The organism is Desulfobulbaceae bacterium (assembly GCA_013792005.1).
Classification (GTDB): Bacteria; Desulfobacterota; Desulfobulbia; order Desulfobulbales; family VMSU01; genus VMSU01.
On sequence record VMSU01000082.1, the window covers coordinates 17,394 to 32,169 of the forward strand.

Consider the following 14,776-nt stretch of genomic DNA (forward strand, 5'->3'; position numbering starts at 1 on the left):
AGCATTTTTCATAAAAAACAAGGACCGCATGGACAAGCAATTCTTAAAACGAGTTCGCCGCAATGATAAGATCGCTAAGACGGTGATTCAGGTTTGCGGTGTTATGGTAATCGTTTGTGTTATGGCTATCCTCGCCTTGATTGTCAAGGTAACGTTGCCCCTCTTTGCCTCTTCACAATTACTTAACGAGCAGACGGTGGATTTTGCCGCAGAGTCAGGATTTGAGCCGCTTGCCATTGGTGTTGGCAGTTATGGCGAGGCCTATCACGTCTTTGGGCGGGATGGTTCTGTCAGCTTTTTGAGCCTCCCAGACGGGGCTATGATTGAAAAGAAACCGGTGCGTGATGGGGGGCCGGGAACGATCAAGCAGATCGAACAGTATAAGAACTCCTTCTATAATATTCTGTGGCAGGATGGCAGTTTGTCGATGGTCGAGGTGCGCTATCAGCCTACCTTTGATATGGACGGCAAAAGGACCATCGTGCCTTCGCTTTCTATTGTTAGAGAGTGGTCGGTCCCTGAAGGGGCTGAGCGGATCAGCGCCAGCCTGGCCCGGATATCTGACGATAAACGTTATTCGCGGATTGATCTCCTGACTGACAATACCATCTTAATTAGTCATGAGGTGACGACAACAGATCTTTTTGACAACCAGAGCGTCGAGACTATGACCTCGCGGATTGAAGACCCTCTTCCTGGTCGCATCACCGCCTTTACTGTCGATGATCATGGTGGTTTTCTCTATGCCGGAACGGATACCGGCTACGTGGTTCGCTGGGATCTGACGGACAGTGAGGCGGCAAAGAAGACTGACACTTTTGCCGCTACTTCGGAATCGGATCCGATTTCGGCGTTGGGGCTCGTCTTTGGTGGTCAATCGGTAATTGTGGGGTCAAAGTCCGGTTCCCTACAGACCTGGATGTCGGTTCCATCAGCAGTGGGCAACTCGATCCGCAAGATGGAGAAAATTCATACCTTCACCCCTCATGCCAGTGCGGTTAGTTATTTTCTTTCTTCTCGGAGAGACAAGACCTTTTACTCGATGTCCGAGGCCGGGATGATCCATGCCGATCACTTGACCAGTGAAAACCATCTCTTCGAAACCAAGGCGCCGAGTCAGCTGTTTAGTGTTTCCCAGAAAGACAACGCCATTGTCGCTTTGGGCCAGGATGGCAAGGTTCGTACCTGGGAGATTTTAAATCCGCATCCGGAAGCCAGTCTGAGAACGCTGTTTGGTAAGGTGTGGTACGAGGGGTACGGGAAACCGCAGTTTGTCTGGCAGTCCTCGTCCCAGTCGGACGATACGGAACCAAAACTGAGTCTTACTCCGCTGATCTTCGGTACCATGAAAGGCACTCTGTATGCGATGCTCTTCTCTATTCCGGTGGCTATCTTTGGCGCTGTCTATACCAGCCAGTTTACCTCCCCTCGCTTTAGAAAGAACATCAAGCCCATTATCGAGGTCATGGCTTCAGTGCCATCGGTGGTAATCGGATTCCTGATCGCCTTGTGGCTTGCTCCGATAGTTGAAAGTTCACTTCTGGTTATCGTCGTTGGGGTGCTGCTCCTGCCGCTACTTTTCACCGGGGTGATGGTGCTTATTCAGCCCCTTTACCGGAATAGGAGGTTTGTCAATCGGGTCCGTGGCTATGAATTTATATTATTAGTGCCGCTCTTTTTTGTGTGTGGTTGGCTGGCCATGGAAATTGCGCCGCTCCTGGAAGTCGCGTTCTTTGATGGTAATTTTACGCTTTGGCTCTTTCATGACCTTGGGATGAGGTATGATCAGCGAAATTGTATCATCATCGCCTTTGGATTGGGTATCTGTGTCATTCCCATTATTTTTTCGATTACTGAGGATGCAATTTCCAATATCCCTCCCAGCTTGACCGCAGCCTCCCTTGCTCTGGGGGCCAGTCGATGGCAGACCGTGTGGCGGGTTATCCTGCCTTCGGCCAGTCCCGGCATTTTTGCCGCCATGATCATCGGTTTCGGCCGGGCGGTTGGGGAAACCATGGTGGTTCTGATGGCCACAGGAAATACCCCGATAATGGACTGGTCGATCTTCAATGGTATGCGGACACTGTCTGCTAACATTGCTGTTGAGATTCCCGAAGCCCCGGTGGGGGGCACTTTGTACCGCGTTCTCTTTCTCTGTGCGACGGTGCTGTTCTCTCTGACCTTTATTCTAAACACCGGAGCTGAAATTATCCGTGAACATCTGCGTAAGAAATACGGACGATATTGATTACTGTGTCATAAATACATGAGGTTGACGGGGATCAGTTGCCGGTTTTCGGTTACAAGTTCCTAGTCAGGCATGATTTTTTGGGATATTGTCTGATATCAGTGGGTGTTCAGCCATTAATTAGTAGTGTTCACTAACCGTTAACTGTCAACCGCAAACCGATAACCTGAGCAGTTATACTCTTTTAAGCTAAGGAATGTGATTAGATGATGAAGAAGTTTTGGAGACGCGGAGAGCCCTTTGTCTGGGCAACGGGCCTGACCTTGTCGACTATTATCATCATGACAGGGCTGCTCCTCTATGTGGTGGTCGTGAATGGTATCGGTGTTTTTTGGCCGCGCCAGCTGGTGCAACTGACCCTCAATGACGGACGTGCCGTCATGGGGGAGGTGACCCAGGTCAATGAAGGCGTTGGTCAAGGTCAGCGTCTTCAGCTCAAAATCGGGAATCGAGATCTGTATGGTCTCGATTTTACTTGGGTAAATGATTCTGATGTCAAGGATAGAAGCTATCCTCAAGATGCCTATGTTGTTGAACGTCAGGAATACGGGAATTTCTTCGGCTTTTTGCTGAAGGTGCATAGCCCTGGCCATACCGCAGATGGGAACGATGAAGGCCTTGACGAGGCGTTAACAAAGGTCCGCCAGGATGCAGCGCCAATTCTGGACTCTGGCAAGAAAATTAATGGCACTTTTTCTGATATCAATCTGGCGATTGAGAAGATTGATCAGGCCATTGCCAAGTACCATTACCGGGGCATTACTGATCAGGATGAACGGATTGTCGCACTTCTTCAGAAAAAAGATGGGCTGAAGGCACAGTTTGAAGAGCTTCTTGCTGATCGGCAGCGCAATGTCAAGGAGCTGTCGAAGTATAATGCCGTGTTTCGCGCAGCTGATGGTAGAGAGGCAACCATACCGGTCTCTCAGCTGGTTCGGGTATATCAGCCCAATTCCATGAATTTTTTTCAGAAGTTTGGACATTATGGGTGTAAATTAGGAGAACTTTTCTTTGCCGAGCCCCGTGAATCCAATACCGAAGGCGGGCTATTTCCTGCAATTTTCGGTACCGTGATGCTGGTCCTGCTTATGAGCATCCTGTCGTTTCCTTTAGGCGTAATTTCCGGTATTTATTTGCGTGAGTACGCTAAGGCCGGTATTCTGGTTAAAACTGTCCGCATCGCGGTCAATAACCTGGCCGGCATTCCCTCTATTGTCTACGGGATTTTTGGTTTGGGCTTTTTTGTCTACGGGGTTGGGGGAGTGGTGGATAATGTGTTTTTTCCCGAGCGCTTGCCTTCGCCGACCTTTGGGACCGGCGGTATCCTGTGGGCCAGTCTGACTCTCGGATTACTGACCATCCCTGTGGTTATTGTGGCGACAGAAGAGGCTTTGGGGTCTATTCCCCCAGCCGTGCGAGAGGGATCGCTGGCCTTGGGAGCGACCAAGTTCCAAACTCTTACTCGTCTGCTCCTGCCTATGGCATCACCGGGAATTATGACCGGTTTTATTTTGGCTATGGCCAGGGCTGCCGGTGAGGTGGCTCCGCTGATGATTACCGGTGTGGTTAAGCTGGCTCCTGCCTTGCCGTTGGATGGGCAATTCCCGTATATTCACCTTAATCGGAAGTTCATGCATTTGGGTTTTCATATTTATGATATCGGTTTTCAGTCCCCTAACGTCGAGGCAGCCAAGCCCATGGTCTATGTCACCACGTTGTTGCTGATTCTCATCGTTCTTGCTTTGTGTAGTGTAGCTATCCATCTTCGCAACATCATGCGTCAGCGGTACGCCATTGCTGATGTCTGATGTTCTTTGTTGGGCATGGTTTTCTCAGGTTATTATTGAACTGAGCGCCGCGGTCCTAACGTAACGTTAAATTGAAACTCTATGAGCCCTCAACCGAACCCCATTATGTCCATCACCGACGCCATTGTCGACGTGAAGGATCTCCACCTGTACTATGGCGCCAGCGAAGCCCTGCGTGGCATATCCATGAGTATTCCCAGAAAGAAAGTCACGGCCTTGATCGGGCCGTCCGGGTGCGGTAAGTCTACCTTTATCCGTTGTTTTAACCGGATGAATGACCTGATTGAATCAATCCGCATTGAAGGTGAAATCCGGATTGATGGTCAAGATATTTATGATACCCAGGTCGATGTTATCGAGTTGCGGAGACGAGTGGGTATGGTCTTCCAGAAGTGGAATCCATTCCCTAAGTCAATCTATGAGAACGTGATCTATGGTTTGAGGATTGCCGGGGTTAAAGACAAGAATGTTCTTGATGAGACCGTGGAGAATAGCTTACGACGGGCAGCCCTGTGGGACGAGGTAAAGGACCGCCTGCATGAGTCAGCCATGGGGATGTCGGGCGGACAGATGCAGCGCCTTTGTATTGCCCGGGCTATTGCAGTGGCCCCTGAGATCATTCTCATGGATGAACCATGTTCCGCTCTGGATCCCCGTTCAACAGCTCGAATTGAGGATCTGATCCGGGAGTTGCAGGGTGAGTTTACCATCATCATCGTTACGCACAACATGCAGCAGGCAGCGCGGGTCTCGGATTTTACCGCATATTTTTATCTTGGTTCGTTGATTGAATTTGGGTTGACCAAACGGATCTTCACCACTCCAGTATGTAAGGAAACTGAAGATTATATTACCGGTCGTTTCGGGTGAGCTGTGTGCGAAGTCTGAGGACGTGAGCTATGATAAAAAATATTTCTGTTGAGCGTGAAAAGCTGAAGAAGCAGATCCTGCACTTGGGCTCTGAGGTAGAGGCCAATCTTGTTAAGGCCGAGAAGGCGCTGATGGAATTTGACCATCAATTGGCCCGGGATATTATCACCACCGATGCCAGTATTGATGATATTGAAATTTCGGTGGAGGAGAAGTGTCTGCAGATACTGGCTCAGCATCAGCCTGTGGCCAGCGACCTGAGATTTGTGGTGACAGTGCTTAAGATTAACAATGATCTTGAGCGAATAGGTGACTTGGTCGTTAAGATCGCTGATCGGATTTTGCTCCTTGCAGACAGGCATTACGCACCGTTCTCCGCCTCCCTGGCAGTACAGTTCCCGGAACGTTTTCAGCATATGTTTGCCGAGACCGCCAAGATGGTGTCGATGAGTCTGGACTCGTTTGTCAGAATGGACGCCGATCTGGCCTATAAAGTCCGGCTTTGGGATGATCAGGTCGACGAGGCAAAGAAGGTGATTCGTCTGCAGATCGATGAGATTATCCAGAACGATGTGACACAGCAGCCTTATTTGGGGATGCTGTTAAGTGTCTCCAGGAGTTTGGAGCGGATTGCCGACCACGCCACTCATATTGCTGAAAACGTTATCTATATGCTTCAGGGCCTCATTGTCCGGCACACACCAGAAGGTCATTAACCATCTCTTGAGGTGAGTTCGGCAGACGGGGTCGTCTCTCCCCATCGTTTCCACTGCATTTCAAGAGACTCTTCCCCCCCATTTTTTTCATATTTTTCTTCCCTGTTTTTCTTTGGCACTAAGTCGTTGTCACAAAACAATGTCATCATCTAATTGGTAAAAACGGCATAAGGAGTCGTAATGTAATAATTGAAAAAGCGGGAGTTATTTCGTGACGGCTCCTAATTCTTCATCAAAAATTAATCATACCTTCACCATAGGCTGACATCCCCTGGCTACATTGAAGAAATGGAGTATTATCTGGTTGTTGGGTGGCGGTCAGCGACTTGTTGACTATCATGCTTGCGGGATAAAATGCAGCGATTACTGAGAGGATGAGGGGTATGGCTAGTAAAACTTTACCGCTAGAAAAGGCGGCGAAATACCTATGCACAGTTCTCGATGGGAGGTGCCCAATGGCGATAGAAAGTTACCCGTGTCCTACTGACTGCACGGTCGAAACTGTTCCATGGCATTGTTGGGTAATCTATTTTCAGGACCTGGGCACTATCAAAGAGGAAGGATTTAAAACCTAAGTGACTGATAATGTATCACTTTTTTTGAATTGAGCCCTTTTTCTGGGCTATTTCCGCAATCGTTGTACTGTAAAAGCCCTAAAAATTGAATAAGGAGCGAATTTTATTAGTATTAAGAGGAGAGCAGCAATGCTGCTCAGCAAGTGATGATTACTATCGGTTGAAAGTGATGAGGAATAGACTGCCTTCGCCTGGGGCACTGGTTAGGCGGATTTCACCGCCGAGTTCCTGGGAGAGGCGTTTGACTGAGTAAAGACCGAGCCCCGTCCCTCGGTGGATATCACGGATTGTCTCTCCCCGGTAGTAAGGCGTGAAGATTTTTTGTTGTTCCTTAAGAGGGATTCCAGGTCCTTGGTCTTGCACCACAATACGGATCCTGGTTTCAGAGATTATGATTCCCAGTGAGACGTCAGATGATGGCGGGCAGTATTTGACCGCGTTATCTAACAGACTTGAGATGATGACCTTTAGGGCGAGGCGGTGCAGCCTGACAGGTTGCTTTGGCAGGGGAGAAACGTTGATTTTGACCATTTTTCGTTGGGCAGTCTGGTTATGAACAGGCATAATAGCGGTCACGATTTCATTAAGGCGACAATACTCTCGCGGCAGACTGTGATCGGTGTTCTCCAGTTTGGTGAGCAGAAGCATCTCGTCCGCCAGCTCAGAAACTTGATTGATACTATGACTGATTACTTGCAGGTAGTTCTTTCTTTTAGCTTTTTCGTGCTGAAAATTGCTGCCTTTGAGCAGCCGTTGACAGAGTCCGCCGATCACCGTGAATTGAGAACGGAGTTCGTGAAAGAGCATTTGTCTTGTTGCTGTGCTGTTCTCTTTTTGCTTATGAAGACTCCTTACTTCCAATTCCATTCTGTGGCGTTCCTGTCGTTCAGCAATCATTTTGTGACAGTTGAGGATGACCTCCTTCACTGAATAGGGTTTGGCGAGATAAGCGTCGGCACCGCACTCCATTCCTCTGACTCTGTTTTTACCTGCCGACAGAGCTGAAAGCATAATAACCGGCAGGGCAGCGATCCTTGGTTCGGTGTGGTTTCTGATGAAGCGGCAGACATCCCAGCCATCTTTTACCGGCAGGAGGATATCGAGCAGCACCAAGTCGATTCCGACGTTTGTATCAAGCAGTTGGCATGCTTCGTCTCCGTTGGTGGCGATGAGAGGGGTGAAACCCTCCTCACGCAGCCGATACTCAAGCAGAGTTGCCAAATCATCTTCATCCTCGACGATTAGGATCGTGGCAGCGTTGTTGGGTATTTTCCTTTGCAGAAAGGTATTGTTTGCGCAGTCTGTTGACATTTTTTTCTCCTTTGCATTGCCGAGCGATGGTCTTGGGAGATTGTATCGCTGAACGTCATCAAACACGATTATGATTAAGAAATAATGAGCGTAATGTGAAAAATTGATTAAGAAAAATGACTGATTATCCGGAATAATAAGTAAAAAAGTTCAGGGAACTCCTTCTTGTGATAATTCACGACCTCAAGGGCTGTTAGGTGTTTATTATCTGCGCTTTGCCAATGACAAATGAACCTCTTTCTGGTTTATTCAGAATAATTTGAAACAAAGAATTTACACTATATTATCAGCGTGAATAGTTATCGGCATTAGCATCTCTTAAACGAGTCCGAATTGTAGGACATCAGAAAAAATACCCTTTGCCATTTTTACAGCTTTGGTGTTTGTTCCCGCACTTGCCAGTTGTTTTATGAAACACTTAACATGATACGATTTACGATATGACCCAATTTAACAAAGCAGAAATTGAACGTTGCCGAACCTTTGGCATTATCAGCCATCCCGACGCCGGCAAGACCACTCTCACAGAGAAACTTCTCCTCTACGGTGGTGCTATCCAGTTGGCAGGAGCTGTGAAATCAAAAAAAGCGGCCCGTAAGGCCACCTCCGACTGGATGACAGTTGAGCAGGAACGCGGTATTTCGGTGACCACCTCGGTGATGAAGTTTCAGTACCGTGATTTTGAGATCAACCTGCTGGATACTCCAGGCCATCAGGATTTCTCGGAGGATACCTACCGGGTTTTGACCGCCGTTGATAGTGCCTTGATGGTGATTGACAGTGCGAAGGGTGTTGAGGCTCAGACTGAGCGCCTGATGGAGGTTTGCCGGATGCGCAATACTCCGATCATCACTTTCATTAATAAGCTCGATCGGGAGGGGCTGTCGCCCCTTGAGGTTATGGGGGATATTGAAAATAAGCTCCAGATCGAATGTGCTCCCATGTCCTGGCCAATTGGCATGGGCAAGAATTTCAAGGGGGTCTACAATCTCTATCGCAAGGAACTGCACCTGTTTACCCCTGGCAAAGAGACTGCCGATCAGGACGGGCTTGTTATTACCGATTTGTCTGACCCACGCCTTGATCAGCTGTTAGGGCATCAGGCCGAGGAGCTGCGCAATGATATTGAACTTTTGGCTGGAGCGGCCTGTCCGTTTGACTATCAGCACTATCTGAAGGCTAATCAAACACCGGTTTTTTTTGGCAGCGCGGTCAATAATTTCGGGGTCAGGGAGCTGCTTGACGCCTTTGTCGAGAACGCTCCTCATCCCGAACCCCGTCAGACTGAGACCCGTGAGGTTTCACCCTATGAAGCGGATTTTTCGGGATTTGTCTTTAAAATCCAAGCCAATATGAATCCGGCTCATCGCGATCGGATTGCTTTTTTGCGTATTTGTTCGGGGAAATTTACCCGCGGCATGAAGGTGATGCATCATCGGATTGGTAAGGAGGTCACCTTGTCGAACGCCACCTTTTTTATGGCCCAGGGCCGGACTAATATCGAGGAGGCATATCCAGGTGATATTATTGGTCTTCACAACCACGGAACCATAAAAATCGGCGATACTTTTTCCATTAAGGAGCCGCTTAAATTTACCGGGATTCCTAACTTTGCGCCGGAACTCTTTCGTCGGGTCATTCTCAAAAATCCCTTGAAGTTGAAGCAGTTGCAAAAAGGTCTGCTGCAACTGGCGGAGGAGGGCGCTGTGCAGGTCTTCCGGCCTCAGTTGGGCAGTAGTTATATCTTGGGAGCGGTGGGCGAGTTGCAGTTTGAGGTGACCATGGCCCGACTCAAAGCGGAGTACGGGGTTGATGCCATCTATGAATCGGTAGATTTGGCTGATGCCCGGTGGATTAGCTCGGCGAATCGTAAAAAGCTTGAGGAGTTCAAGAGCCGGAATCAGGCCAGTCTGTATCTTGATGCGGACGGGTTTTTAACATATTTGGCTCAGAGTCAATGGCATCTGACCTATGTTATGGAGCAATGGCCGGATATTGTCTTCATGAAGACCAGGGAACATATGTGATGGGGTTTAGTTAATGATCGGGTGAGAGGAGGAGAGCTGATGGATCTGCAATTTCGCGTTGATACGGAGTTGTGTATTGGATGTGGGCAGTGTGTGGACGATTGTCCTTATATGGTTCTGGCCATGGATGAAAACGTCCCTATGGTGGTTGCGGCTCGGGCTGGCGCCTGTATTCGTTGCCAGCACTGCCTTGCTATCTGTCCTGAGGCGGCTTTGTCGATCCATGGAGTTGATCCGGCAGACTGTGTGTCGATTCAGGGTCATTTCCCTGATGTCGCCCGATTGGATACCTTGATGCGGGGCCGCCGGTCCGTTCGTCGTTACCGTGATGAGAATGTGGACCTGGTCCTTATCAGGCGGCTACTTGATACTGCCTGGCAGGCGCCAACCGGTGTTAACAGCCGTCAGGTCTTGTTTTCGGTGGTTGATGACAAAAAGTCCATGGCTGTTCTGCGTCAAGAGGTTATGGCGAGTCTGGCCAGCGCTGTTCGGGAGGGTAAACTTCCCCCGGAGCGGCAATTGTTTTCAGGTTTTGTCCGGCTGTGGGAAGAGAAGGGGGTCGATATCATCTTTCGTGGCGCTCCTCACCTGTTAATTGCCTCCGCTCCTCGCAACTGTCCTTGTCCCGAGCCTGATTGTCTGATTGCACTCTCCTATTTTGAGCTTTTAGCTCAGTGCTATGGGCTGGGCACGGTATGGGATGGTTTGGCCAGGTGGACCCTCTCTGAGTTCTTGCCGGAGTTTATGGAGCGCCTTGGTATCCCGTCGGACCACCTGGTCGGCTACGCGATGGTTTTTGGTTACCCGGCGGTGGAGTATCAACGAACTGTTGATCATGGTCCGGCATCTATCAATCGGGTGGTGTTTGGTTGATCAGCAGGAGTGGAGTTTGTTATTGCCAGAACACTTAGTGAGTGAGATCAAGACGGTTCCCTCGCCTGCAATCAGAAAAATGGACCAGGAATTATGGCTGAAAATCCTCTCTCCCCGGCGCGCAAGATGGGGCTTCCTCCCGGGAGCGCTATTTATATTGGTGAGCGGCGAACCAGTCCGGTAACTCTGACCCTTACTTCCTTTTCACCGGAGTTCGTTGAAATAGCAACATTGACCGCCGAGTTGCCGCCCTTTGTCGCGGAATCTGGCGTAGTTAACTGGCTTGATATTGTCGGTTTGCATGATGTGTCGATTATTGAGGAGATTGGTCATCGTTTTAACCTTCATCCTCTTACCGTCGAGGACATCCTCAACACTACTCAGCGACCGAAGCTCGACATCTACGATGATTATCTTTTCGTCGTCGTTCGTATGCCTACTTACAACAAAGCTGACGGAGAAATTGGCCTTGAGCAGGTCAGTATGGTTATTACCAATAACTTGCTGCTTACGTTTCAGGAAAGAGGGTTTGCTGCGATGGACTCGATCCGGGCACGGATCACTGGAGCAAAAGGCCGGATCAGAAGGATGGGGTCCGATTATCTGGCTCATTCTGTTCTTGATGCAGTCGTAGACTGCTATTTCTCTCTGCTTGAACAGTTGGAGATCTTGACCGACGATCTGGAAGAGGAGGTCATCGGTGAGTCAACAAAGGAGACCATCTTTCGGATTCATAAGCTGAAAACCAAGATGACTCTGCTTCGGAAATCGGTATGGCCCCTGCGCGACCTGATCAATTCCTTGTATCGCGATGATTTGCCGTTTATTTCCGATGCTGCGTATCCTTTCCTGAAAGACCTGGCTGATCATACCATCCAGATTATAGATAGCGTTGAGACCTTGCGTGATATTATTACCGGCCTTTTGGACGTCTACTTGTCGACGGCCAGCAATCGGATGAACGAGGTGATGAAGGTTCTCACTATCTTTGCCGCGATCTTCATTCCTTTGACCTTTATTGCAGGGCTATACGGCATGAACTTTAATACAGCTATTAGCCCTTATAATATGCCGGAGTTGAACTGGGTATACGGTTATCCTGGGGCGCTCTTGTTGATGCTGGCAGTGGCGGTGGGCATGGTCACTGTCTTTAGGAAACGAGGGTGGTTTTGAAGGGTGGAAAAGGTGAGTTTGTGGTTTTAGGAGTGAGAAGATTGCATGTTTAAGAGGTTTTCGACTTGTTGTGGGGTCAGGTAATTTCTCTTGATGGCAATCTGGCCAAACTTCTTGTCGCTCTTATCGCTCTCACCACTCTGGCAGAACAGAATTTGGGCAATATCCTCAAGTGTCAGCCATTTCTGTATACGGGCCAGTTCGCCGATCCTGCTTATGTTTGCCATGTTCTCCGGGGCGTGAACATCAAGTTCATTTTCGAGCAGTTCTTCAACCGTTCCTTCAGATTGCTGTACGTCATAAAACTCCCGCTTCAGATTGATAATCCAAGCTGGGATGGAGATGGCAAAGAAAATTACCGCAGCAATAAGGACTTTCTGCCATACATACCCTTCAACACTGACTCCAAAAGGATAGGCCAGCATCGCGAAGTAAAACATCGACATTACGATACACAACGCTGTTTTCTTCTCGGCACTGAATTTTTTGGTTGTTTTGTTAGTGTTCATAATACACCTCCTTCTTGGTTTGTGTGGGTCCTTATCCCCTATTGTGGTGTTTTTCTCTCTTTTCTCTTCTCTCTTGGTTTGATAACAGAGCAATCATGATGCCAATAAATTTGTTTTGAAGGGAGTTTTTTCGAAGAGGTATATGCAATATATTGATATCGAGAGATAAATTACTTGTCGTCTGGCAGGTGTGCATGCCGGATTGTTTCATCTGTGTCCGCTAACTTGCGTTCTTTGCTCCCTAAAATTGCAAATATGCAATTTTAGGGATTGCACGATTGCATACCTGCAATGTATCAGGGGAAACAGATGGTTTTGCTTCTGATTTTGCCAATTTTTGTACTCTGGGTAAATAAAAGTGAAGATTACGTGTCTAAGATAATCATAGGGCTAATGCTGAAAAACAAGGTCACATTTTCTGCATCTGTAGCATCATTCTTACTGATCCTGATAAGATCCTCACAGGCTTATTAATAGTGATATATCCTTCTGTTTCACCAGGTTTGTGGAGATTTGGAGTTTTTTGATTGTGCCTGGCCAGGGTGCATCATGTTCATTTTGGCGGAAAGCCGGAATGAGGGATTTGCTTGTTGACAACCGAGTGAGAAAGGGGAGGAAGGGGCCGCACGCTGGCAGGAGAAATCACTGACTGTTGCTGTGTGCTGTTTGATAGGCACTACTATTGCATTGAAAATGACTCACAATTGATAAAAAATGCCGCCTGTTATGAAAATTCATTGCAAGAGTGATACTTATGAAAACCACAGCGATAGCTTTGTTTGGCTCACGGATCTCCCCCCGTTTTGATTGTGCTCAGGAATTTATGGTGATCACAAGTTCTGAAAACGCCGTGACAGGGAAACATATCGAAACTATCCGGGAGGATATGCCAATTATGAAGGTACGGCGTTTAACTGCTCTTAAGGTGGATACCTTAATCTGCGGAGGGGTTGATGAATCTTCACGTGAACATCTTCTCTCCCACGGGATCAAGATCCTTGCCAATAAAAAAGGAGAAGTAGAAGAGAATGTTTCCAGTTATATTACTTCTTCGTCTGATTGAGTTTGTCCTGATCGCATCATCAATGGTGCCAGAGTGTTAACCCTCCTGATATTTTTTTAGTTTCCTCCATAAAGATACACGGTCAATCCCAAGCACATTTGCTGCCTTCGTTTTGTTTCCTTCAACTGTTTTAAGAACAGATAATATGTGGTCACGCTCATTTTCTTCAAGGCTACAGGTCTGTCGTTCTGCTTGAATTGGGTGTGTCGATATCCGTTTGTACTTGTTGAGTTCTTGCGGTAGATGGTGAAGTTTAATTTCCGGTTCATTGCTCATTGCCAGTGACCGTTCAATGATATTTTCAAGTTCTCTGACATTCCCGGGGTAATCATATTCTTGGAGGGCGGTCAGGGCTTCAGTTGTGATAGATTTCATCGTGTTGTCAACTATCGGATATTTTGCTAGAAAATGGCGCACGAGTTGTGGAATGTCATCTTTTCTGTCGCGCAAAGGAGGGATGTTGAGTGAAACAACATTTAATCGATAGTATAGATCTTGGCGAAACCGTCCAGCCTTGACCTCATCTTGCAGGTCTTTGTTCGTCGCGGCTACTATGCGAATATCAATTGGAATTTCAGTTGTTCCGCCGACTCTGATGATCTTTTTTTCCTGCAAAACACGTAGGAGTTTCACCTGCATTGTTACCGGAATCTCACCAATCTCATCAAGAAGGACCACCCCCTCGTCTGCCGATTCAAGCAAGCCTTTGCGCCCTTTGCTGGCCCCAGTGAAGGCGTCTTTTTCGTGACCGAAAAGCTCGTTGAGCATTAGCTCTTCATTGAGCGCTGCACAGTTAATTGGCAAGAACCGTTTGTTGGCCCTGGGACTCAGTTCATAGATTGTTCGGGCAACCAGCTCTTTTCCTGTGCCTGTTTCACCGTGGATAAGAACGTTACAGTCCAACTGAGCGACTTGGGCAATATCATCTTTTAGTTTTAAAATGGCAGAGTTGTGCCCGACGAATTGGGTCACCCCTTTTTTTGCCATGATCCGCTGTTTTAATCTGGTTATTTCATTTTTAAGAACAACTTTTTCCAGGGCTTTTTTTACCAGAATACGTAATTCTTTCAACTTGATTGGTTTTGGCAGGTAATAGAAAGCGCCTTTGGCCATGGCATCAACAGCAGAGTTGACAGTGGCATAGCCAGTGACGATAATTACTTCCGCCTCCGGTAGCATATTTTGTGCTGCCTCCATGACCTGCACACCATCAATGTCTGCCATTTTAAGATCAGTAATTATCAGGTCAAAGTGATCACGAGAAATTTTGTCAATGGCCTCCATTCCGTTCGGCGCTGTTGCTACGGAATATCCATCGGCGTTAAGGATGTGGCTTATGTTCTGAAGGTTGATAACTTCATCGTCAACAACCAATATTCGTAAATCTTTATTGTCGGACATCATTTGTTCCTATCTCGTTTAACGGTATTGTCATGCTGTAGTTTGTCCCTCGCTTGATGGTAACGTGATGTCAAATCTGGTTCCCTTCCCCGGTGCACTTTGCACCACAATACTTCCTTTGTGTTTTTTAATAATTCCGTAAACAACAGCTAAGCCCAGTCCCGTTCCTTCTCCCACCTTTTTGGTGGTGTAGAATGGATCA

At 47.8% G+C, this 14,776-nt stretch carries 12 protein-coding genes; 8 read left to right on the forward strand and 4 right to left on the reverse strand.

Annotated features, from left to right (window positions below; genetic code table 11):
- Positions 1 to 28 precede the first annotated feature (28 nt).
- The 4 genes from FP815_04340 to phoU all read left to right on the forward strand — a co-directional run bounded on the left by FP815_04340 (position 29) and on the right by phoU (position 5,642).
- Positions 29 to 2,248 carry an ABC transporter permease subunit gene (locus FP815_04340; GenBank protein ID MBA3014166.1) on the forward strand — a complete coding sequence of 740 codons (2,220 nt, stop codon included), beginning with the start codon at positions 29 to 31 and terminating at the stop codon, positions 2,246 to 2,248.
- 209 nt (positions 2,249 to 2,457) lie between these two features.
- Positions 2,458 to 4,056, forward strand: coding sequence for a phosphate ABC transporter permease PstA (gene pstA, locus FP815_04345; protein ID MBA3014167.1), 1,599 nt, complete (start codon positions 2,458 to 2,460; stop codon positions 4,054 to 4,056).
- 81 nt (positions 4,057 to 4,137) lie between these two features.
- Positions 4,138 to 4,926: a phosphate ABC transporter ATP-binding protein gene (locus tag FP815_04350; GenBank protein MBA3014168.1), complete on the forward strand. Its 789-nt coding sequence runs from the start codon at positions 4,138 to 4,140 to the stop codon at positions 4,924 to 4,926.
- A 29-nt stretch (positions 4,927 to 4,955) separates the two neighbouring features.
- Complete coding sequence (gene phoU, locus FP815_04355; protein ID MBA3014169.1) at positions 4,956 to 5,642, forward strand: phosphate signaling complex protein PhoU; 687 nt, start codon at positions 4,956 to 4,958, stop codon at positions 5,640 to 5,642.
- A 728-nt stretch (positions 5,643 to 6,370) separates the two neighbouring features.
- On the opposite strand, the gene FP815_04360 is transcribed toward phoU, so the two are convergent.
- Positions 6,371 to 7,528 carry a response regulator gene (locus tag FP815_04360; protein MBA3014170.1) on the reverse strand — a complete coding sequence of 386 codons (1,158 nt, stop codon included), beginning with the start codon at positions 7,526 to 7,528 and terminating at the stop codon, positions 6,371 to 6,373.
- Positions 7,529 to 7,968: 440 nt separating this feature from the next.
- Between FP815_04360 and FP815_04365 the strand changes: the two genes are divergently transcribed.
- The 3 genes from FP815_04365 (at position 7,969) to corA (ending at position 11,601) form a co-directional block, all read left to right on the forward strand.
- On the forward strand, positions 7,969 to 9,555 hold the full coding sequence (locus FP815_04365; GenBank protein MBA3014171.1) for a peptide chain release factor 3: 1,587 nt from the start codon (positions 7,969 to 7,971) through the stop codon (positions 9,553 to 9,555).
- A gap of 39 nt (positions 9,556 to 9,594) precedes the next feature.
- Positions 9,595 to 10,428, forward strand: a complete 834-nt coding sequence (locus FP815_04370) for a 4Fe-4S dicluster domain-containing protein (GenBank protein MBA3014172.1) — start codon at positions 9,595 to 9,597, stop codon at positions 10,426 to 10,428.
- Between the two features lie 93 nt (positions 10,429 to 10,521).
- Complete coding sequence (gene corA / locus FP815_04375; protein ID MBA3014173.1) at positions 10,522 to 11,601, forward strand: magnesium/cobalt transporter CorA; 1,080 nt, start codon at positions 10,522 to 10,524, stop codon at positions 11,599 to 11,601.
- Between the two features lie 26 nt (positions 11,602 to 11,627).
- Here corA and FP815_04380 read toward each other — a convergent pair whose 3' ends face one another.
- A complete protein-coding gene (locus FP815_04380) occupies positions 11,628 to 12,110 on the reverse strand; it encodes a hypothetical protein (GenBank protein ID MBA3014174.1) in 483 nt (160 codons plus the stop codon).
- A 754-nt stretch (positions 12,111 to 12,864) separates the two neighbouring features.
- Between FP815_04380 and FP815_04385 the strand changes: the two genes are divergently transcribed.
- Entirely contained in the window at positions 12,865 to 13,173 is a 309-nt protein-coding gene (locus FP815_04385) for a hypothetical protein (protein ID MBA3014175.1), read from the forward strand.
- 36 nt (positions 13,174 to 13,209) lie between these two features.
- On the opposite strand, the gene FP815_04390 is transcribed toward FP815_04385, so the two are convergent.
- Both FP815_04390 and FP815_04395 read right to left on the reverse strand, forming a co-directional pair.
- Entirely contained in the window at positions 13,210 to 14,574 is a 1,365-nt protein-coding gene (locus FP815_04390) for a sigma-54-dependent Fis family transcriptional regulator (protein ID MBA3014176.1), read from the reverse strand.
- 30 nt (positions 14,575 to 14,604) lie between these two features.
- Positions 14,605 to 14,776: sensor histidine kinase (locus tag FP815_04395; GenBank protein ID MBA3014177.1), on the reverse strand; the 172-nt coding region annotated here is incomplete at its 5' end.